The sequence below is a fragment of the Geminicoccus flavidas genome, assembly GCF_009806515.1.
Classification (GTDB): domain Bacteria; phylum Pseudomonadota; class Alphaproteobacteria; order Geminicoccales; family Geminicoccaceae; genus Geminicoccus; species Geminicoccus flavidus.
The window spans coordinates 12,728-31,726 of record NZ_WUJP01000214.1 but is presented as its reverse complement, the minus strand read 5'-3'; the positions used below and the strand labels follow the sequence as shown (position 1 = coordinate 31,726).

18 protein-coding genes and 1 tRNA gene are annotated in these 18,999 nt (G+C 66.1%); 17 read left to right on the top strand and 2 right to left on the bottom strand.

All coding sequences use genetic code 11. From position 1 onward, the window contains the following. From EQG76_RS05895 to EQG76_RS05870, 6 genes are all read left to right on the top strand, one after another. Positions 1-1,224: phage portal protein (locus tag EQG76_RS05895; protein ID WP_159711465.1), on the top strand; the 1,224-nt coding region annotated here is incomplete at its 5' end. Beyond that, a complete protein-coding gene (locus EQG76_RS05890; protein ID WP_159711463.1) occupies positions 1,221-1,565 on the top strand; it encodes a hypothetical protein in 345 nt (114 codons plus the stop codon). The genes EQG76_RS05895 and EQG76_RS05890, both read left to right, overlap by 4 nt. Before the next feature lie 44 nt (positions 1,566-1,609). Beyond that, a tRNA-Met gene (locus EQG76_RS05885) sits at positions 1,610-1,685 on the top strand. A gap of 286 nt (positions 1,686-1,971) precedes the next feature. Further along, positions 1,972-3,255 (top strand): hypothetical protein, encoded by a 1,284-nt coding sequence (locus tag EQG76_RS05880; protein ID WP_159711461.1) that lies wholly within the window; start codon positions 1,972-1,974, stop codon positions 3,253-3,255. A 432-nt stretch (positions 3,256-3,687) separates the two neighbouring features. Further along, positions 3,688-4,854: a hypothetical protein gene (locus tag EQG76_RS05875; protein ID WP_159711459.1), complete on the top strand. Its 1,167-nt coding sequence runs from the start codon at positions 3,688-3,690 to the stop codon at positions 4,852-4,854. After that, complete coding sequence (locus tag EQG76_RS05870) at positions 4,851-5,360, top strand: hypothetical protein (RefSeq protein ID WP_159711457.1); 510 nt, start codon at positions 4,851-4,853, stop codon at positions 5,358-5,360. The genes EQG76_RS05875 and EQG76_RS05870 overlap by 4 nt, the downstream gene beginning before the upstream one ends. On the opposite strand, the gene EQG76_RS05865 is transcribed toward EQG76_RS05870, so the two are convergent. Next, positions 5,350-6,105 carry a helix-turn-helix domain-containing protein gene (locus EQG76_RS05865; protein WP_159711455.1) on the bottom strand — a complete coding sequence of 252 codons (756 nt, stop codon included), beginning with the start codon at positions 6,103-6,105 and terminating at the stop codon, positions 5,350-5,352. The two genes, EQG76_RS05870 and EQG76_RS05865, sit on opposite strands and share 11 nt — an antisense overlap. A gap of 419 nt (positions 6,106-6,524) precedes the next feature. Here EQG76_RS05865 and EQG76_RS05860 point away from each other — a divergent pair, with 419 nt between their 5' ends. From EQG76_RS05860 to EQG76_RS05810, 11 genes are all read left to right on the top strand, one after another. Next, the gene (locus EQG76_RS05860; RefSeq protein WP_159711453.1) at positions 6,525-7,199 is read left to right on the top strand and encodes a hypothetical protein; all 675 of its coding nucleotides are present in this window, start codon (positions 6,525-6,527) and stop codon (positions 7,197-7,199) included. Positions 7,200-7,270: 71 nt separating this feature from the next. Next, positions 7,271-11,701: a helicase-related protein gene (locus EQG76_RS05855; RefSeq protein WP_159711451.1), complete on the top strand. Its 4,431-nt coding sequence runs from the start codon at positions 7,271-7,273 to the stop codon at positions 11,699-11,701. A 22-nt stretch (positions 11,702-11,723) separates the two neighbouring features. Then, positions 11,724-11,948: a hypothetical protein gene (locus EQG76_RS05850; protein WP_159711449.1), complete on the top strand. Its 225-nt coding sequence runs from the start codon at positions 11,724-11,726 to the stop codon at positions 11,946-11,948. Then, a complete protein-coding gene (locus EQG76_RS05845; RefSeq protein WP_159711447.1) occupies positions 11,948-12,196 on the top strand; it encodes a hypothetical protein in 249 nt (82 codons plus the stop codon). Before EQG76_RS05850 ends, EQG76_RS05845 begins: the two co-directional genes overlap by 1 nt. Positions 12,197-12,289: 93 nt before the next feature. Then, the gene (locus tag EQG76_RS05840; RefSeq protein WP_159711445.1) at positions 12,290-13,183 is read left to right on the top strand and encodes a hypothetical protein; all 894 of its coding nucleotides are present in this window, start codon (positions 12,290-12,292) and stop codon (positions 13,181-13,183) included. Continuing rightward, the gene (locus EQG76_RS31585; protein WP_200840586.1) at positions 13,180-13,866 is read left to right on the top strand and encodes a hypothetical protein; all 687 of its coding nucleotides are present in this window, start codon (positions 13,180-13,182) and stop codon (positions 13,864-13,866) included. Before EQG76_RS05840 ends, EQG76_RS31585 begins: the two co-directional genes overlap by 4 nt. Positions 13,867-13,896: 30 nt before the next feature. Next, complete coding sequence (locus tag EQG76_RS05830; protein ID WP_159711443.1) at positions 13,897-15,354, top strand: hypothetical protein; 1,458 nt, start codon at positions 13,897-13,899, stop codon at positions 15,352-15,354. Between the two features lie 53 nt (positions 15,355-15,407). After that, positions 15,408-15,929, top strand: coding sequence for a hypothetical protein (locus EQG76_RS05825; protein ID WP_159711441.1), 522 nt, complete (start codon positions 15,408-15,410; stop codon positions 15,927-15,929). Between the two features lie 9 nt (positions 15,930-15,938). Next, positions 15,939-16,340, top strand: coding sequence for a hypothetical protein (locus EQG76_RS31580; RefSeq protein WP_200840585.1), 402 nt, complete (start codon positions 15,939-15,941; stop codon positions 16,338-16,340). 74 nt (positions 16,341-16,414) lie between these two features. Further along, positions 16,415-17,509, top strand: coding sequence for a hypothetical protein (locus tag EQG76_RS05815; protein WP_159711439.1), 1,095 nt, complete (start codon positions 16,415-16,417; stop codon positions 17,507-17,509). Further along, positions 17,509-18,168, top strand: coding sequence for a hypothetical protein (locus EQG76_RS05810; RefSeq protein ID WP_159711437.1), 660 nt, complete (start codon positions 17,509-17,511; stop codon positions 18,166-18,168). Before EQG76_RS05815 ends, EQG76_RS05810 begins: the two co-directional genes overlap by 1 nt. On the opposite strand, the gene EQG76_RS05805 is transcribed toward EQG76_RS05810, so the two are convergent. Next, positions 18,149-18,988: a hypothetical protein gene (locus tag EQG76_RS05805; RefSeq protein WP_159711435.1), complete on the bottom strand. Its 840-nt coding sequence runs from the start codon at positions 18,986-18,988 to the stop codon at positions 18,149-18,151. The genes EQG76_RS05810 and EQG76_RS05805 overlap by 20 nt on opposite strands. Positions 18,989-18,999: the final 11 nt, after the last annotated feature.

Sequence of the window (18,999 nt, the reverse complement as noted above, 5' to 3'; positions counted from 1 at the left end):
GCGCTGAGCGGCTTCTTCACCAACTGCGGCTGGGAGGCCAACCCGCGCCGCCGCATGCGCCTGCGCCGCGACAACTTCTCGAACTTCATGGCCAAGCTGGTCGAGGACAGCCTGATCATGGATTCGGCGGCCATCGAGACCGAGTACAAGCGCAACCGCGAGCTCGGCATGGATGGCATGTACGCCGTCGACGGCGCCACGATCCGGCTGTGCAGCGAGCAGGGCTACCAGGGCGATGACGAGCTGTTCGCGCTCCAGGTCATCGATGGGCAGATCCGGGCCGCCTACACCTACGACGACCTGATCTATGTGCCGCGCAACCCGTCCACCAGCGTGCTGGCGGGCGGCTACGGACAGTCCGAGACCGAGCTGCTGATCCGCACGGTGACCGGCTTTTTGAACGCCTTCACCTACAACACCCGCTACTTCGATTCGAACTCGATCCCGAAGGGCCTGCTGCACCTGCACGGCGACTACTCGCAGGAAGACCTGGCGGCCTTCAAGCGCATCTGGAACGGCATGGTGCGCGGCATCAACAATGCCTGGGCGCTGCCCGTCATGGTCTCGAAGAACAGCGAGTCCAAGGCCAGCTTCGAGAGCTTCAACAACGACGTCAGCGACGTCCTGTTCGGGAAGTGGATGACCTTTTTGACTGCAATCATCTGCGCGGTCTACGGTATGTCGCCCGACGAGATCAATATCGAGAGCTTCACCACGGGCGCCTCGACGTTGTCGGGCAGCGACACCGAGGAAAAGCTCATCAGCTCGAAGGACAAGGGCCTGCGCCCGCTGCTCGCGCACTTCGAGGACCTGTTCTCGGACTACGTCGTGTCGGACTTCGGCGACCAGTATGTGTTCCGCTGGACCGGCCTGGATGACGAGGACCCCAAGACCGCTTGGGACAAGTTCGTGTCCACCGCCACGGTCAACGAGGCGCGCAAGGCCCAGGGCCAGGACTCGGTCAAGGAGACGTGGGGAGATGCGCCGCTGAACCCGGTGCTGGTGCCAGTGTGGCAGCAGGAGAACCAGGCCAACAGCGAGGACTTCGGCGATCCCGACGAGGATACCCCGCCCGGCGGCGAGTTTGGCGGCAGCGATGCCGACGGCGACCCGAAGGGCGACGACCAGGCGGACCAGCAGCAGGAAGACGCCGCCGAGCCCACCGATGAGGGCCCGGACCTCGTCAAGTCGTTCGGCCTGCCGGTGTTCCGGATCGAGGTATGAGCGAGAAGCCGATGCCCACCGGGCAGCACCCCAAGCGCGCCGGCGTGCACCGTGGCGACGAGGTCTACTACGACCATCCGCGCGGCGCGCGCTCGGGCACCGTCCTGGCCCACGGCGAACACGGCTGCACGATCCAGTGCGGCCAGCAGCGCCACAAGGTGAAGTGGGACCGGATTCTCGGTCACAAGAAGCGTTCCGAGCAGCACTACGCCTTGGTCGAGGATGGCGAGGACGGCATGGTGGTGGCCGACAAGGCTGGCCGCCGGCGCTTCATCGGCACCGTGCCTGATCAGACCCCGGAGCGGGTAATCGTCAAGTCTTTCTCGGCCGACAAAAAATAATAATGGTTGCGCTATTTTGAATAATACTGTGCTACTATTCGTTTCGTGGTGTAGCGCAGTTGGCAGCGCGCCGGGCTCATAACCCGGAGGTCGCAGGTTAAAGTCCTGCCACCGCAACCAATTCCCCCCTGTTCGCTGCTTTGCTGCCGTTGGCCCGGGCCGGGTTGGGGCGGCAAGGCGGCAACTGACACCTCCCCCCGGAAGCGCATCGACCCGGAAACCGGCGAGCGCAGGCGCAGCGCAATCCGCATAAGTCGCCACCCAGAACCCCGCTTCGGCGGGGTTTTGTTTTTAGTTCCAAGAATTTTGCGACGATTTGTAATTTATTGAGCAGTGATCGACGTTTATCGCGAATTGGACGCAACAATATGTACGGCAATTTTGCCATTCATCTCCAAGGACTATTATGTCTCTCGTCAGCGAGCCGTTCAACGGCTCTGGTATTGGCAGTGAAGTCGTCGGCATCCAGGGGAACATCACGGTGTGGAACGGCAAGCGGGTCGGTTTCCGCTACCGCGCCCGCCATGACGGCGCCCTGAAGTCGGTGTCCGTCCACGTGAAGGGCGAGATCGTGGCGGGCGTCACCCCCACGACGTCCTCGTCCGGTGCAACCTATGGCTATGGAACGCGCGGCAACCTGCGCGCCCGTGTTTACGCCGACAACGGCAGCGGCTCGCCGAATCTGAGCAACGAAGTGGCGCGCTCGGCGAACAAGACCGGCCTGCCCTCGGATAACACGGTTCTGACCTTCGACCTGTTTACTCCGGGATCTGGCACTACCGGCCTCGGCACCGGCCGCTTCACCCAGGTCGCCGGACAGCGGTACCACGTGCTGTTCGAGAACGACGCCGCCAACAACCACCTGAATTTCTCGTCCGTGAACTACGCGCACTGCCGCCACGGCCCGCGCATGGTCACGCCCCGTCAGCCCTGGAGCCCATACTTCGACGACGAAATCTCCTGGACCTTCATGCCTGGCGACACGCCGGCCGAAAGCCCACGCCACCAGCCCAGCTTCCAACTGGAGGTCGAGGTCTCCAACCCGGTGGTGCATTGGGGGCCGATCAACATGTTGACCCACACGAACCTGGAGCAGGCGACGGGCAGCGCCATCGGCGGGATCTACCAGATCAACGCCGCCAACGGCCTGATGCTGCGCCAGAAGTTCGCGGTGCCCAAGGACATGTCGATCAGCAAAGTTCGCATCATGCCCGCCTGGTTCGGTCCGTCGAACGGTACCGGCAACCTGCTGGTCAGGCTGAAGAACTCGTCCGGCACGGTGCTCGCCACCGCCACCTACACGCCGGCCGACGGTATGTGCGTTGGCAGCACCTACAAGAACCCGTGGAGCGACTCCACGGCCATGCCCGACCCGCTCCAGTTCGTGGACAAGAGCTTCAGCTCGACGGTCAACCTGTTGGCGTCGGCCTCCCACTACTTCCTGGAGTTCTCCCAGGCGTCGGGCGGCAACATCACGTGGTTCAATGCGGTCCACGAGGATGCGGCCGAGAAGGGCTACTTCGACGGCCGGACCGATCCGGCTCCGGAAAGCTGGGCGCCCACGCCAGCTCTGGCGGCTGTCGCCCAGGCCGAGTGGTCGAAGGACAGCGGCTCGACGTGGCAGCTCTGCTCGATCTGGAATGCTTCGACCAGCAACGCGAACGAGGTGCGCGCGCGCCTGCTCCCCTAAAAAAGGACCGCCTGGGCAAAAAATTACCTTTACGTAATGATTCGCTCAGGTTAGGACGCATGTGTGTCCGGGCGGCTTGTTCTTGGTGCTCTCGCCCGGACACATCTTAGACCCTGACCTGTGTGTGTTCGTATTCCATAGTTGTGCCTTGCGATCGTCATTCCGATGGCGATCGCGTTGTTTCAACTTTCCTCATCTTGACTTCCATTCTCGCGCCGCTCAGCCATCCCCCCCAAGCTGAGCGGCGTTTTTTTGTCGTGATGCCACCATGGCCTTGCTTGACAGCCATGTGCGGGCGCCCAGCCGGCGGTGGCGCGTAACACCGGCAGCAGGCCATGCGGCAGCCTCCGGGCGCATCCTCCCCGCAGGGGCCTGCCGGCAGCGGCCCGGCGTTTCATCGTCGGGCCGCCGTCGTGATTGCATGCTCTGTCCATGGGCATCTTCCTCGACCTCATCCACCTGTCGCCGGAGCAGACCGATCGCGCGATCGGCTACATCCTCAAGGCCGTGCACGACCATGATGGCGATGGCGACGAGCCGCACGAATCGCCGTTCATCCGCCGCCTGATCCAGCTTTTCATGGAGCGTGGCTTGCAGCGCATCGACGCCGTCCAGTCCGAGCTGACGAAGTGGCAGGCTGGCAAGTACCACGCCAAGGGCGTCGAGGTGCCCCTCAAGCCGCCGGGCGCCATGGTACGCTGGACCGAAGCCGAGCTCGACCTCGTGCGCATCTACCTGCGCGCGCTGCCGCCCGAGGCCTGGACCATGGCCGACCACATGATGCTGGTGGACTTCCTGTTCCAACGCTACCTGCCGGCCGACGACCTGCGCACCGAGGCGGAATGGATGGCCACGCGCTCGTCGCTGATGGGCAAGGTGCAGGCCAACCTCGACCACGAGCCGTCGCTCAAGCAGGCCGACGTCATCCTGGCGGCGCTGCCCAACACGGCCGCCCAGGCCGCCGAGCAGTTCCTGCTGTCGCCCATGCAGCAGGCCGTGCTCGAGATCGGCCAGGCCAAGGCCGCCGAGTACGTGACGCGCTTTTCCGACGAGGCCCGCGCCAGGCTGCGGTCGGTCATCATGAAGGACGCCGAACAGAAGATGCTGGCCGTGCGCGGCGTGCCGGATTCGGCGCTCCAGACCAAGCTGTTCGACACCTTCGCCGCGATGAACCGCGACTGGCAGCGCATCGCCGTCACCGAGGCCGGAAACAACGCGCTGGTGGGCTTCATTGCCAGCCTGAAGCCCGGCACCAAGGTGCGTCGCGTCGAGCGCTACGTGAACGTCTGCCCGAACTGCCGGCGCATCGACGGCAAGGTCATGACCGTGGTGGACCCGGCCGACCCGAACAAGAACCCCGACACCGACATCTGGGTCGGCAAGGACAATTTCGGCCGCTCGGCCTCGCCGAAGAAGCGCGTGGGCGACGAGCTCGTGGACCGCACGCCCGATGAGATGTGGTGGATCCCGGCCGGTCTGATGCACCCGAACTGTCGCGGGCGCTGGGTGCTGGCCGAGCCCGACGCGCACCCCGGGGATGATCCCGAATTCGCCGCCTGGCTGCGCGAGCTGCTGGACCCCAACAAGGAGACGGCGTGATCCTGTTCCTGAAGGCTCACCACGGCGCCATGGCAGCCGGCTGGACGCCGCCCACGCAGGCCCAGGCCGAGGCCGGCAACTACCTGAAGCCGCGCATCCGCTGGAACGGGCTGGAGATCGCCATCGAGAACCCGGCCGGCTCCACCCGATCAGGGCAGGACCGCAGCGGCAACCGCTGGTCGATCACCATGGCGCACCCCTACGGCTACGTCGTTGGCAGCATGGGCGTCGATGGCGACCCCGTGGACGTCTATGTCGGGCCGGATGCGTCGGCGCCCATGGTCTACGTGATTCATCAGCGCCGTGTGGGCGATTGGGTGGTCTATGACGAGGACAAGTGCATGATCGGTTTCGGTAGCGAGGATGAGGCGCGCCACGCCTTCCTGCAGCACTACACCGACCCGCGCTTCCTCGGGCCGATCACGGCCATGCCGGTCGATGAGTTCGTGGCCAAGGTGCGCGCCACGCGCGAGCGGCCGGCTATGATCAAGGCCGTCATCCGCTGATCTGGCGCCGGTACTGGCCTGGTGTGCAGCCCAGGACATGCCGGAAGGCGTCGTTCATGTGGCTCTGGCTGGCAAAGCCGCTGGCAAAAGCGACGTCGGCGAAGGACCGCATCTTGCCGTCCCGAATGAGGCCCTGCGCTCTGATCACGCGCCGCTCGATGATGAACCGGCGCGGCGGAACGCCCACAACATTTTTGAAGGACCGGGCGAAATGGTAGGGGCTCAAATGGGCCACGCCTGCCAGTTCGGCGATCATCATGGGCTCGGCGAGATTCGCCTCGATGTACTCGACCACGCGGTGGATCCGATCGTGAAGTGGGCGGTCATCGCTTGGTGGAGGCCGATCCGCGTACCAGCCACCGGTCCTCGTCACCAGTGCGTGCGTCAGGTGGTCAACCAGCATCTTGTCGTCGTCGGCGCGGCTGGCGAGCATCACCGCCCGCGTCAGGTGCGCGGCGAGCGGGTCGTCTACGTTGAGCATCTCCCGCACATCAGGAGGACGCGGCTTGCCAAATGTCTGCCGGTAGATTTCGTCTGGAATGCGCAACGCGGCAAAACGTACGTCCTCCTGTGAGCCTGCCTCGACATCGATCCGCATCCCGGCGGGGATGAACGTGGCCTTGCCGGCCTGGTAGGTGATGGGTTGCGGCGGCCCCTCGATGCCAATCTTGCCATCGAAATCCACCAGCGGGAGGAATAGTTTGTTGTGATGCGGGTACTGGAAGGTGCCAGTACGGTTCTTCACACCATGTATCGCCACCAGTCCATTGTGGAACACCACGGACCTTGGCCCTCGAGTCGGCACCGAAACCTCCTTTAGGTTGCGTAACCCGCAGATCACCTGCGTGGTTTCGCTTGTGGTTACGGCCTAACTACTTGATATGTATATGAAAAACCAATTCTGTAACCATGAAACCAATTTTTCAGGAGAAAGAGATGTATAGACATTGTGCGCGCGTGTGTGCGCATGCGCGTACGATGCGCATGATGTATATCTATAAATAATAATAAACTGGTTACGTGGTTATATTTATATATAAGATCATGATTTTATTGAGATTTCCGCGTAACCAAAAACGCAACCAAGCCGCAACCGGCTGGTTGCAGTAACCGGGGGTGGGGCTGGCCGCGTCGTGACCGCTGGATCGACGTTAGAATCCCAGCATGAAAATGCTGCATATCGTCCCTCGAAGCGTCGCGAAGGCGCGCGGCTATCGCCTCTACTGCACTGGTGAGGCTTGCTTGCAAGGGCACCTGTGCGAGCGATTCACCGTGAACAAGCGATGCGTCTTCTGCAAATGGGATGCCGATAAGGAACGGGCAGCCAGACCTGAGCAGAAGACAGCGCGCCGCGCCTACGACCGGGAGCGCTGGGAGAAGGACCGGGATGCGCTGCAAGCCAAGAATCTTGACTACTATGCAGCCAACAAAGACCGGGTGAACGCCCAGAAGCGAGCCTATTGGGCAGACAATTCCGACAGAATGAAGGCGGCGCGCACGCGGTGGTCGGCCAATAACAGGCACGTTATCCAGGAACTGAATCGCCGCCGCAAGGAGCGCATCGCACTCGCCACGCCACCATGGGCAGATCGGGAACAGACCCGGGAAGTGTATCGGCGCGCGAACGAGCTGACGGCCCTCACTGGCGTCCAGCATCACGTCGACCATATCGTTCCGCTTACGGGCGAGAACGTGTGCGGTCTGCACGTTCACTGGAACCTTCAGCCGCTCCCTGCCGCCGACAACATCGCAAAGTCCAACAGGCTGCTGGAGCATTCAGATCGTCGTGACCGCACCATGCCTGAATGCGACACCGCCACCACATCCATGACCTGCTAAAGGCCCAGGCGCTCGGCCCTGGAGAAAGATGGATAACCGTTACGCCGCCCGGCCACGAGAAGGGCAGCCCGGTGCTGATCCGGGAGAACCCCGACGGCTCCGCGCACATCATCGGCGGCGCCGGTGGCAAGCTCACCGGCCTGCGCATCCACCCGTCCAAGCCTGGCGAGACTGCCTCGGACGCCGCCAAGCGCCGCCAGGAGGCCCGCCGCAAGGCCAAGGCCGACCGCGTGGCCCAGGACAAGGCCAGCGGCCTGCACGAGGCTAAGCAGGAGGCCAAGAAAGGCCTACGCGAGCAGCGCGTGGCGGCCGAGAAGGAGTTCATCGAGACCGTCGCCAAGGCGAAGGGCTGGGACCCGGCCACACTGGCGTTCGACCCGTCCAAGTACACCGACCTCACGCCGCAGGCGCAAAAAGCCCTGGAGGGCCGCCACCACCGCGAGATGCTGGCGGCGGCGCACGCGGCCGCGCGCGAGGCCGGCGACCAGGCGCGCCTGGACCACCAGGGCCGCGCCGATGAGGTCGGGGAGATCCCGCTCGAATCGCAAGACCCCGGCGTGCTGTCGGTGGCGGACCTCGACCCGATGAAGCAGACCGACGGCGGCCTAGGCTTCGCCGCCGACTACGGCAAGCGCGCCGCCGAGGCCGGGCTGTCGAAGGAAGCACTGGCCGCCGATCTGGCCCAGGCCAAGGAGGCGAAGCTCGCCGCGATGACGCCCGAGCAGCGGGCCCAGGCGCTGGCGCGCGGCGAGGCCAAGGCCGTGCTCGCGCAGGAGCTCGACGCGCTGCGCGACACGCCGCTGTTCGACCCGAAGGGTGCTGAGAAGCAGGCCGACATGAAGGCGGCGCTGGACATCCTCAAGGCCCGCAAGAAGCTCCAGCTCATGCAAAAGCAGGCGGCGGCGGCCGGGCAGGAGATCGACGAAAGCACCGCGCTGCCCAAGGCCTACGCGCTTGTGGTGGCCGACGACGCCAACGTGGACGAGGCCGTGCGCGCCGACATCGAGAACGACCTGCGCACGGCCGCCGCGCGCTCGTTCCTGTCGGAGATCGACCAGCACGACCGCAACGCGCTGGGCCGGCACATCGGCGTCGGCGCCTTCAACGCGATCAACTCGCTGTCGCTGACCGTGGCCGGCGAGGGCGTCATGGACCGCTCGGTGGTCGACGTGCTGGGCGTGGCCGGTGCTGCGCAGGTCATGGCGCGCCGGCTGCGCGCGGGCCTCTCGCCGGAGGCCTTCGAACAGGTCCGCTCGGCCCTGGAGGACTTCCACGCGGACACCTATGCCAAGGCCACGGCCGAGGCGCTGACGCAGGCCAAGGGCTGGCACGAGATCGCCGCCGGCATCGAGCTGCCCGAGGCGGTCGAAACCGGCACCGACATGCAGCACGCCCAGGACCTGAACGCCAAGCGGCGCGACGCGATCGGCGAGGCCCGGCGCATCCTCGGCACCGTGCTGGGCGAGACCGAGGCCAACGCCGCGCTGATCGCGGCCATGCAGGCCCCGGCGCGGGACAAGCTCGAAATCCCCATGGGCAAGATGCAGGAGGGCGTCGTGATCACCCAGGCGGCAGCGCTGGGGCTGGAGAAGGGCGACTACGCGATCGAGCGCGTCGGTCCCGAGCTGATCCTCACCGTCAACGCCGCTGGCCAGGAGCGCCTGGCAAAGCCGATCGAGCGCGAGGACCTGGCGCAGCTCAAGCGCAGCCAGGCCATCATCAGCGGCTCCGCCGACGAGGATGGCTGGCTGCCGCTAGGCTTCGCCTCGCGCCCCGACTTGGCGACCGACGCGAAGCCTGGCGTGGCCGCCCGCCTGGCGCGACCGTTCGACCCGTCTGGCGGCGACCTGCAGGAGGCGCTGCGCGACTATATCGGCGGGCGCATGGCCGATGGCGACGCGCCGGCCGACATCCTGGCCGACGTCCTGTCGGCGGACATGATCAAGAAGGCGGGCGACGCGAAGGCCTACCAGGCCGCCGTCGATGCCGTGGCGCCGCTCAAGGACAGCAAGGGCAAGGCGCTGACCGCCGACGCCATGGCGCCGGCCTTCGACAAGTACGCGGATGCCTTCGTCGAGAAGGCCTACGGCGGCGAGCGCTCCACGCTGAACCGCCAGAACTTCGCCATGGACCAGGTGTCCACCGAGGCGCTGCACCGCGCGCTTTCCGACCATCCGGACGGCGTGGCCGCCTACAAGCAGGTCGGCGACCTCACGCCCCAGGACCAGCGGGCGCTGCGCGACTACTTCGCCAAGAACGTGGCGCGCGAATCAGCCGAGACCGCCACGCTGCGCGCGCGGGTCGAGGAACTGGACGCCGCCGAGCCCGAGCGCACCACCACCGACATGTTCGGGGACACCGTCACCAACCCGGCCTGGTCGCAGTGGAAGACCGACCGCGACGACGCGGCGGCCGCCTACAACAACTCGTCCCTGTCCTGGGGCAAGTACGTGAAGTCGATGCGCGGCACCGCGCGCGCCTACGAATCGATCCAGGACGTGATCCGCTCGGAGGTGACCAGCCGGTTCGCCGAGCACTACAACCGGCTGCGCCCCGACGCCGCGCTGAAGGTCGGCCGGGCCAGCATCCGCAACAACCTGGCGCACCTGGACACCGTGGATCCGGCGGCGCGCGCCGCGCGCGCGGCCAAGGAGGCGGCGCTGCGCGACAGCCTGCGCGAGCGCGTCGGCGGCAAGTATGCGAGCGGCTCGGTGCTGGACAAGCTGGACGCCGCCCACGAGCAGCAGGCCGCCTTCGAGCAGGCCCAGATGAGCTTCTTCTCGTCGGATGATGGCCCGGCGGCAGAAGATGCCCCGCTGCGGCCCCTGGCGGCCGACGAGCGCCACACGATCGGGCACGCCGCCGAGAACCAGATCGCGAAGATGATGAGCGTGGTGGGCCAGAACTTCAAACCGGGCGAGCCGGTCAAGCTCTGGAACCCGTCGATGTCGGGCAAGTATGCCCCGCAGCAGCGCGCCATCAAGCTGCTGGAGGCCAACAAGCGGCTGGGCGGCGCGCTGGGCGCAGGATCCGGCAAGACCGCGATCATGCTGGGCGGCTTCTCGCACCTGCACAGCAAGGGCAAGGTCAAGCGCGCGCTGATGCTGGTGCCCTCGATCGTGCAGGGCCAGTTCGCCGGCGAGGCGCTGCGCTACCTCCAGCCGGGCAAGTACAAGTGGCACATCCAGCCGGGCGCCTCGCGCGACGAGCGCATCGCCGCCTACAAGGACCCGGAGACCCACTTCGCCGTCATGACGCACCAGTCGTTTCGCGACGATGCGATCCACCTGGGCGCCAAGCACGCCGGCATCGACGAGGCCACTATGGCTGATCGGGTCGCCTCGATGAGCCCCGATGCCCGCAAGGAGTGGATGCGCGCCGTCATGGAGAAGGAGGGCATCAACTTCGACATGACCATGGTCGACGAGGCTCACGAGACCGTGAACCGGGCCGGCAAGGAGAACTCGTCGCTGGCCAACGTGACCGACGCCCTGTCGGACAACACGCCCTACTACGGCTATTTCTCGGGCGACCCCATCAAGAACGACGCCTCGGAAATCCACTCGGTGCTCTCGAAGCTGGACCGCAAGCGCTACGGCGATCGCGCGACCTTCATGCGCAAGTACGGCGCCGACACCCTGGGGTCCAAGGAGGCGCTGCGCCGCGAGATGAGCCGCTACGTGTTCCCCAACCGGATCAGCTCTGGCGTGAACGCGGAGCGGCAGACCGTGCAGGTCGAGCTCACCGGCGGGCAGAAGCAGGCGCTGGCCGAGCTCGACAAGCACTTCTCCGCCGCGCGCCTGGCGCGCATGCGCGGCAAGGTCGACGTGGACGCGGTCAAGGCGATCTCGCCCGGCTCGTTCGAGGGCGTGCCGGAGGACCAGCACCAGGCGCTGGCCGAGAAGCTCCAGAAGTCGATCGGCATCCTGAAGAACGCGGCCACCCGCCGTGTCATCAACTCGCACCCGGACAACGCCAAGATCGACGAGATGGTCAAGCAGGTGCAGGTCCGGCCGGACAAGCAGGGCGTGGTGTTCGCCCACGCGCGCGCCGACATCGAGGCGATCAAGGCTCGGCTCGAGGCGGCCGGCAAGCGGGTGGTGACCATCACCGGCGCCGACAGCGCTGCCGAGAAGGACCGCAAGCGCAAGCTGTTCAACCCGGAGAAGGGCGAGGCCCAGGCCGACATCCTGCTGGCGTCCGACGCCGGCGCGGTCGGCATGAACCTCCAGTCCGGTCGCTACCTGATCCAGCACGACGTTCCGGATACCGCCAAGACCCACGGACAGCGCAACGCGCGGATCGATCGGCTGGGTCAGAAGAACGACGTCGAGCTGATCGACCTCGTGGCCAACCACCGGGAAGAACACCGCGCGCGCGACCGGCTGTCGAAGAAATACGCCCTGCGGGACCTGATGACCTCACCGATGGAAGGCCTCGATGACACGGGGCTTGCTTGGTACATCAAGCAGAAGCAGCTCGCCGAGGCGGGACAAACGTAAAAAAATGAGCAATAATAGGCCCATGAATACCCTGCGCAAATTCTCTCTTGCCGTCCTGACCATCGCGGTGCTGGCGCTCCTGCTGGCACCGGCCGCTGCATTTTCGGCAGATGCCGGCGCCTGCTACTCGATCGCCGATCCGGACCAGCGCGCCTTCTGCCTGGCCAAGGCCCACAAGGACCCGGGCCGCTGTTACTCGATCAAGGACCAGGCGCTGCGCGCCGAGTGCCTGGCGGAAACCCGGTGATGAGCACGGACGACCTGCGCCGTCAGCTCGCCGACCTGGCTGGCCTTCAGGCCAAGACCGACGCGGCCGAGCGCCAGATCCTGTCCAGCGCGCAGCAGCGCCTGGGCACGGTGAACGCCATGCTGAAGCTGGCCGAGCCGGGCGCGCGCCAGGGCGACCCGAACGCCCAGGCGCAGTATCAGGCGCTGGTGCTGGAGCGCGGCGAGCTGAGCATCGTGATCGCCAAGGCCCGCCAAGCCCTGGCGTAGCTGCCGCGCATCGCCCTGCAAAGGCCGCCTCCGGGCGGCTTTTTTTGCTTTTCGGTGCACGCATGCCTGGGTCGTGACGGCACCATTCGTGGCATGCGTTCAGACGAACAACTGCTCGGGCAAGTCCCCGACTACATCAGCTTCGAGTCCATGCTGAAGGCCACCCCGGCCGAGGAAGCAGGGGAGCGCTTCATCTATCTGGAGGCCTCGCGGGAGGAACGCGACCAACAGAACGAGATCGTGCTGCAAAAGGCGCTGGGCGATTCGGCCGACCACTTCATCAAGTTCGGCAACATCGACATCGACCACAAGACCATCCCGGCGGTAGCCCGCCGGCTGGGCATCTCCGATCCGGAGATGTGGGAAGTCGGCGCACCCGTCGAGGTCAAGTTCCGCGACGGCGCCACCTTCGTCAAAGCCAAGCTGTACAGCGGTGACACGCCGCTGGCCGGGCGCGCCAACATGGTGTGGGACAGCATGACCCGGCTGAACCCGCCCAAGCGCTGGTATCCGAGCGTCGGCGGATCGGTCCTGGAGAAGGCCGTCCGCATCGACCCGGCCACCAAGGAGCGCGTGGCCGTCGTGTCCAAGGTCCGCTGGACCAACCTCGCCATCAGCCAGCAGCCGGTGAACCAGCACGTCGGCGGCATCTCCACGGTGCCGTTCGGCGCCCTGGCGAAGTCCTGGGTGGGTGGCGAGCTGATCATCTCGAAGGCGTTGGAGGCCGGCTACGGCTCCGACGTTTCGCAACTGACGGGTGGCTCTGCCATGCGCATCCAATCTCTGGATGGCGTGCCGCAGAGCTACACCGAGTTCCGCGACAGGTTTGCCAAGAAGTTCCTCGACGGTGTGTCCGGTATGGGCAAGAGCACCGAAGATATGGCGGCCTTTTGTGGGCGTGAATTTGGCCTTTCGTCCGACGAGGCGGCTGAATGGGTTTCGCGCTTTCTGCGCGATCTGAAAACTGGACTTAGGAGCAAACCATGAGCATGCAAGAGCTTCTGGCGACGCTGAAGACGATTGAAGCTGACGAAACCGCTCAGCTTGCGAAGTCGCAGGCCGCCGCCGAGGACCCCGCTACCACCCCGGCGCCGGCCACCCCCGCCGCCGATCCCGCCGCCGATCCCGCCGCTGACCCCGATGCGGACCCGGACGCCGATCCCGACACGGACCCCGACGCCGATCCCGAGGTGCTGGGCAAGTCGTTCAGCTTCACGCTGGAAGACGGCACGGTCATCGAGGCCCAGGACGGCACCGAGCTGGTCAAGTCGCTGATCGGCCAGGTCTCGGCGCTCAAGACGGCCAACCAGACCCTCGAAAGCGAGGCGTCCGAAGCCATCGGCGGTGCCCTCAACCTGATCAAGTCGCAGGGCGCGCGCCTGGAGAAGGCCGAGGCGCTGATCAAGTCGCAGGCCGAGCAGCTCGCCAAGCTGGGTGGCGCCGGCCGTGGCCGCATCTCGACCGTGAGCGTCGCCGACAAGGTGCCCGCGAGCACGCTGGCGAAGTCGGCGCGCGCTGAAGAAGAAGGCCTGACGCCGCGCGAAGTCCTCGCGAAGTGCCAGACCGCCCTCCAGGCCGGCAAGATCACCGGCATGGATGCCGTCCGCATCGAAACCTCGATCAACCAGGGCATCGCACCGCCGGCGGATGTGCTGGCCAAGATCGCCTAAAAACCACAGTCCGCCTTCTCAGGAGCATCCATGGACTTTCTCAATAACACGGGCCCCGGTGTCACTGCGGGCGACATGAGCACCGACGAACTGGCGCAGCTCCAGAAGTCGCTCGAGGCCGGCTACGGCTCCGAGATGAGCAACCTGACCGGTGGCTCGGCGCTGCGTATCCAGTCCCTGGACACCACGCTCCAGGCCACGGTGCAGGACAACGAGCACTTCGCCCTGTTCAACGCGCTGCCCAAGCCCAAGGCTACGGCGGTGCTGGACGAGTGGACCGAGCAGTCGTCGATCGGCGGCTTCGAGGGTGACTCGTTCAACGACCAGGACGGCGCTGCCGCCGAGGCCAATGGCGAGTACGCCCGCCGGGTCGGCCGCGTGAAGTACCTGACGACCTACCGCAAGATCCCGATCGTTCTGTCCACGCAGAACAACATCGTGGACCCGGTGGCCACCGAGCAGGTCAACGGCGCCAAGCAACTGCTGACCTCGATCGAGTTCAGCCTGTTCGAAGGCGACGAGGATGTCACGCCCAAGGCCTTCGACGGTATCGCCAAGCAGATCGAGGGCCTGGGCTCGGTCGATCACGTGATCAACATGGACGGCCAGGCCCTGTCGGCGGTCGATCCGGTCATGAAGGCCGCTGAAACCGTGTTCGGCTTCGGCAACTTCGGCAAGATCACCGACCTGTACATGCCGCCCTCCGTTCAGACCGACCTGAACAACAAGCTGGACCCGGCCTTCCGCGTCGCGCTGGACAACAGCCCGAACAGCATCACCTACGGCACCCACGTGCGCGGCATCCAGACCTCCTGGGGCGCCGTCGCCACGCGCAACGACGTGTTCATCCGCGACGAGAAGCGCAAGCAGCCGTTCCAGCTTCGTGGCGGCCAGCACGCGGCGATCGCCACGAAGAACGACCCGTTCAAGCCGGCCTCGGTCACTGGCGTGGCGGCCGCTGGCAGCCCGGCCTCGAAGTGGAAGGCGTCGCGCGCCGGCGAGTACCGCTACGCGGTCACCGGCATCAACCACAACGGCGAATCGACCGCCGTGGTGTCGGATGCCGTCACTGTGGCCGCCAACGGCAAGGTCACGCTGACCATCGGCCGCTCGTCCTCGCAGGCCGAGACCGGCTATGTGATCTACCGCAGCCGTCAGGATGTGGTGACCGGTGAGCTGTCCGACATGCGCGAACTGGCCCGCGTGCCGGCCTCGGGCTCGGCCACCACGGTCTACGTGGACGAGAGCCAGAGCATCCCGGGCTCGACCAACGCCTACGCGCTGAACCTGTCGGCTTCGGACCACGCCATCGCCTGGCGCCAGTTCCTGCCGATGCTGAAGATCCCGATGGCGGCGGTCAACTCGCCGATCATCCCGTGGCTGCAGATGATCTGCGGCTACCTGCGGATCACCAAGCGCAACCAGCATGTTCTGATCAAGAACATCGTACCGCTCGGCTCGGCCTGGCGTCCGTTCACCGCCGAGTAATCGCCGGTGGGCTCGGGGCGGCTCCGGCCGCCCCGTTTTACTTAGGAGGCATCGTGCCCGAACTGTTGAAAGTCATTCGCATGCGTCCCGGCCTGCTCACGCCCATCAACGGCGTGAAGTTCGAGCCCTACGAAGACGCGTCCATTTCCGAGCCCATCACGCGCGAGATGGCCGATCTGTTCCTGGCTGTCCCCGGCTACGTGCTCAACGGCGCCGTTGACCCCGACGCCCAGGCCAGGGCCGACCAGGCCGCAGCCGAGGTCAAGCGCCAGGCCGACGCGGCCGCAGCCGCTGCCGCCCAGAAGGAGGCGGACGAGAAGGCTGCCAAGGAAGCTGCCGACAAGGAAGCTGCCGAAGCGGCCGCCAAGCAAGCCGCTGACAAGGAAGCCGCCGAAGCTGCGGCCAAGGAAGCCGCCGAGAAAGAGGCCGCTGAGAAGGAAGTCGGCGAAAAGGCCGCAGCCGAGGCTGCTGCCAAGCCCGATGCGGGCAAGGAGGCGAAGGCCAAGGGCGGCTCTCGCGCCAAGGCCACCGATAAGGCTGCGGACGCCAGCAATGGCGACGCCGAGGTTTTCTAAGGAGCCATCATGTCTGACACCCCCTTCTTCAAGACCAACGTCCGCGAGCTGCTGAACAACATCAGCCCCGGCGCCGCGAAGGCGCTGCTCGGCGACATCATCGTCGGCCTGCAGGAAAAGGTTGCCGAGCTCGAGCAGTCCAGCGGCGAAGGCGGCTCGGTCACGGTCGATACCCTTTCGGGCGCGACCGCCGTTGGCCGCAGCGTGATGAAGGCCGCCGACGGGGCTGCGGCGCGCACGGCGATCGGTGCTGGCACATCCAGCCTGGCGCTCGGCACCACCGCCTCGACGGCCAAGGCCGGCAACTACCAGCCCACGGCGGCCAACATCAGCGACGCCAGCACGATCGGCCGCCAGATCCTCACGGCGGCCGACGCGGCGGCCGTGAAGACCTTGCTGGGCATCTCCTAAGCAAGCCGCCCCGGCTGCCCGGGGCTTGTTCCTGGTGGCTGCCTGTACGGGGCCACCATCCTTTGTGAGCTCGCATGGCAACCATCATCGCCGGCGGCGACGCCATCGTCACCGTCAACCTCCTGCAGAACGGCAAGCCCTACCCGGCCACCGGGCCGATCAAGGCCGCCATCTACCCGATGAACGGCAAGACCGCCCTGTACGGTGAGGTCGATGTCCCGGAAGACGTGCAGGGCGCGGATTGGGCGGCCGGCATCGTCGCCGTCGAGATTCCTGGCAGCGCCACGGCGAGCCTGGCGTCTGGCGACTACCTGCTGGTGCTTACAGGGCCCGCGATGATCAAGCGCAGCCGGCTCACGGTGGAAACCCTGTTTCTGCCCACCAGGAACTCGCTGTTCATCCGTGACATCGTGGTGGACGAGATCCGCACCGACCAGTTGATGGCGGCCGCCGCAAGCGTCCTGTCCGGCGTCGAGGTCTCCGACGACTACATCTGGGGCAAGGTGCGCGCCGCCGAATCCGAAATCTCGCACACGCTGGGTGTGCCGCTGGTGCCCACCCGGTTCTTCTCGGTGGAGCCCCCGACCCAGGAGCAGATCGATGCCCTGGACGGCATGGCCTGGGAGGTCGAGCCGGCCTACGACTATGCGCCCGACCTGTTCCGTGGCGACCGCTGGGGCCTGCTGGTCACGCGCCAGCGCCCGATCATCGACATCATCAGCTTCTCGTTCACCTACCCGTCCTCCAAGGACTCCTACATGCCGATCCCGCTGGACTGGATCCGCTGGGATGCCAAGTATGGGTCGCTGAACCTGGTGCCGTCCTCGCCGGCGATCTTCGCCCAGATGGACGCCATCATCATGACGGCGCTCACCGGTGGCCGCGCGATCCCGCAGATGATGCGGCTCGACTACACGGCCGGCCTCCAGGACGTGCCCAACCAGTATCCAGAGCTGATCGACGTCACCAAGAAGTTGGCCGTGCTCAAGATCGTGGCCGACTCCTATCTGCCGCAGTCCGGATCGATCAGCGCCGACGGCCTGTCGCAGTCGCTGAGTGTGGATATGGGCAGGTACCAGGAGGTGATCGATCACACGCTGAACGGGCCTGACGGCTCGAATGGCGGCTTGATGCGCAAGCTGCACGGCATCCGCATGCTGGTGATGTGATGCGCCTGAATCCCGCCGCCTTCAATCGCCACCTCGACCACATCGGCCAGTCCTTCCGCTGGCGTAAGGCGTTCGCCTGCCCGTGCGTCGACCAGAACTCCGGCTCGGCCGACTACAACTGCCCGCGCTGCCACGGCCAGGGCGTGATCTGGAACTCCGCCGTCGACGCCAAGGCCGGGGTGGCATCGCAATCCGTGCAGACGCGCTGGGCGCAGTCCGGCCGCTGGGAGGATGGCGACCTGGTGCTGTCCGTGCAGGGCAGCTCGCCCATGTGGGCGATGGGCATCTTTGATCGGGTCACCTCGATGAACGCCTCCGACCCGTTCTCGATGGCGCTGGTGCGTGGCGCGCCGACCGAGCGCCTGCGGTTCATCATGGACAGCGTGCAGCGCGTGTTCTGGTATCACCAGGCCACCGGCGAAATCGTCGAGGGCAAGGCGCCGGTGCAGGCCGAGAACGGCAGTCTGGCATGGCCGGATGGCGGCGCGCCGCCCGACGGCATGCAGTACAGCCTGTCGGGCACCAAGCGCCTGGAATACTACGTCTACGACCAGTTGCCCCGGAACCGGAACGAGCACCACGGCGCCCGGCTGCCCAAGGCGGTGGTGCTGCGCCGCTTCGACCTGTTCGGCCGGGGCTTCAACCAAGGGTCCGCTTGATCGCCTCGGTCATGGCGGCCAGCGCCAGGGGCTGCATCTTGTCGGTGACGCCCTTGGCGATGAAGCGCCCGGGCTCCGGCTTGGTCACCCAGCCCTTTGAGCCTTCGATCATCACCCGGAAGGTGAGGTAGGTCGAGTGCGGGGTCTGCGCGGTGCCGGTGTCGAACCGGACCATGCCGTTCAGGTTGCGCCGCTGCTGCGGCGTCAGGCCTTCCATGCCCTTGGTCTTGAGCCGCCCGCCCCACTGGTACTGGTTCTGGTTGACCATGGCATGGCCCTTGGTCTTCGCGTCGGACAGGAAGGGCGAGTGCAGCGCGCTGGCGCTCATGCCTGACTTCGGGTTCAGGTGCACCATCTGGCCGGACGGCCGCTGGCCCTGGCCGGTCACGCGGCTGGCGTTCAGGGCCTTGGCCATGGCGTAGACCGATTCCGGCATGGCTGGCGCGTGCGCGTTGTTGCCGGGCGTCTGGTGCCGGAACGGGATGATCAGGAAGCGCTTGCCCTTCTCGGTGCGCCGGACCTTGTCCGACGTGTTGAGCATCTTCTTGAGGTCGCGCCCGGGCCGGCCGTTCTCGATGCCGACGGCCCCCCCGTAGGAGGCCTCGACCACGGCGGTGAAGTCGCCGGTCATCTTCCAGGTGATCGACTGCGCGTAGCGGTCCTTCTCGCCGGACCACAGGCCGCCTTGCTGGAGCACGGCCTGCTGCCAGTTGGCGCTGGTCTGGAACGCCACGGCGCGAACCGCCTGGTGGACCAGCGGGAAGACCTCCTTGGTGATCGCGCCCTTGATGGCCAGGAGGTCGCCGAGCTCAAGGGTCATGTGCATCTGGA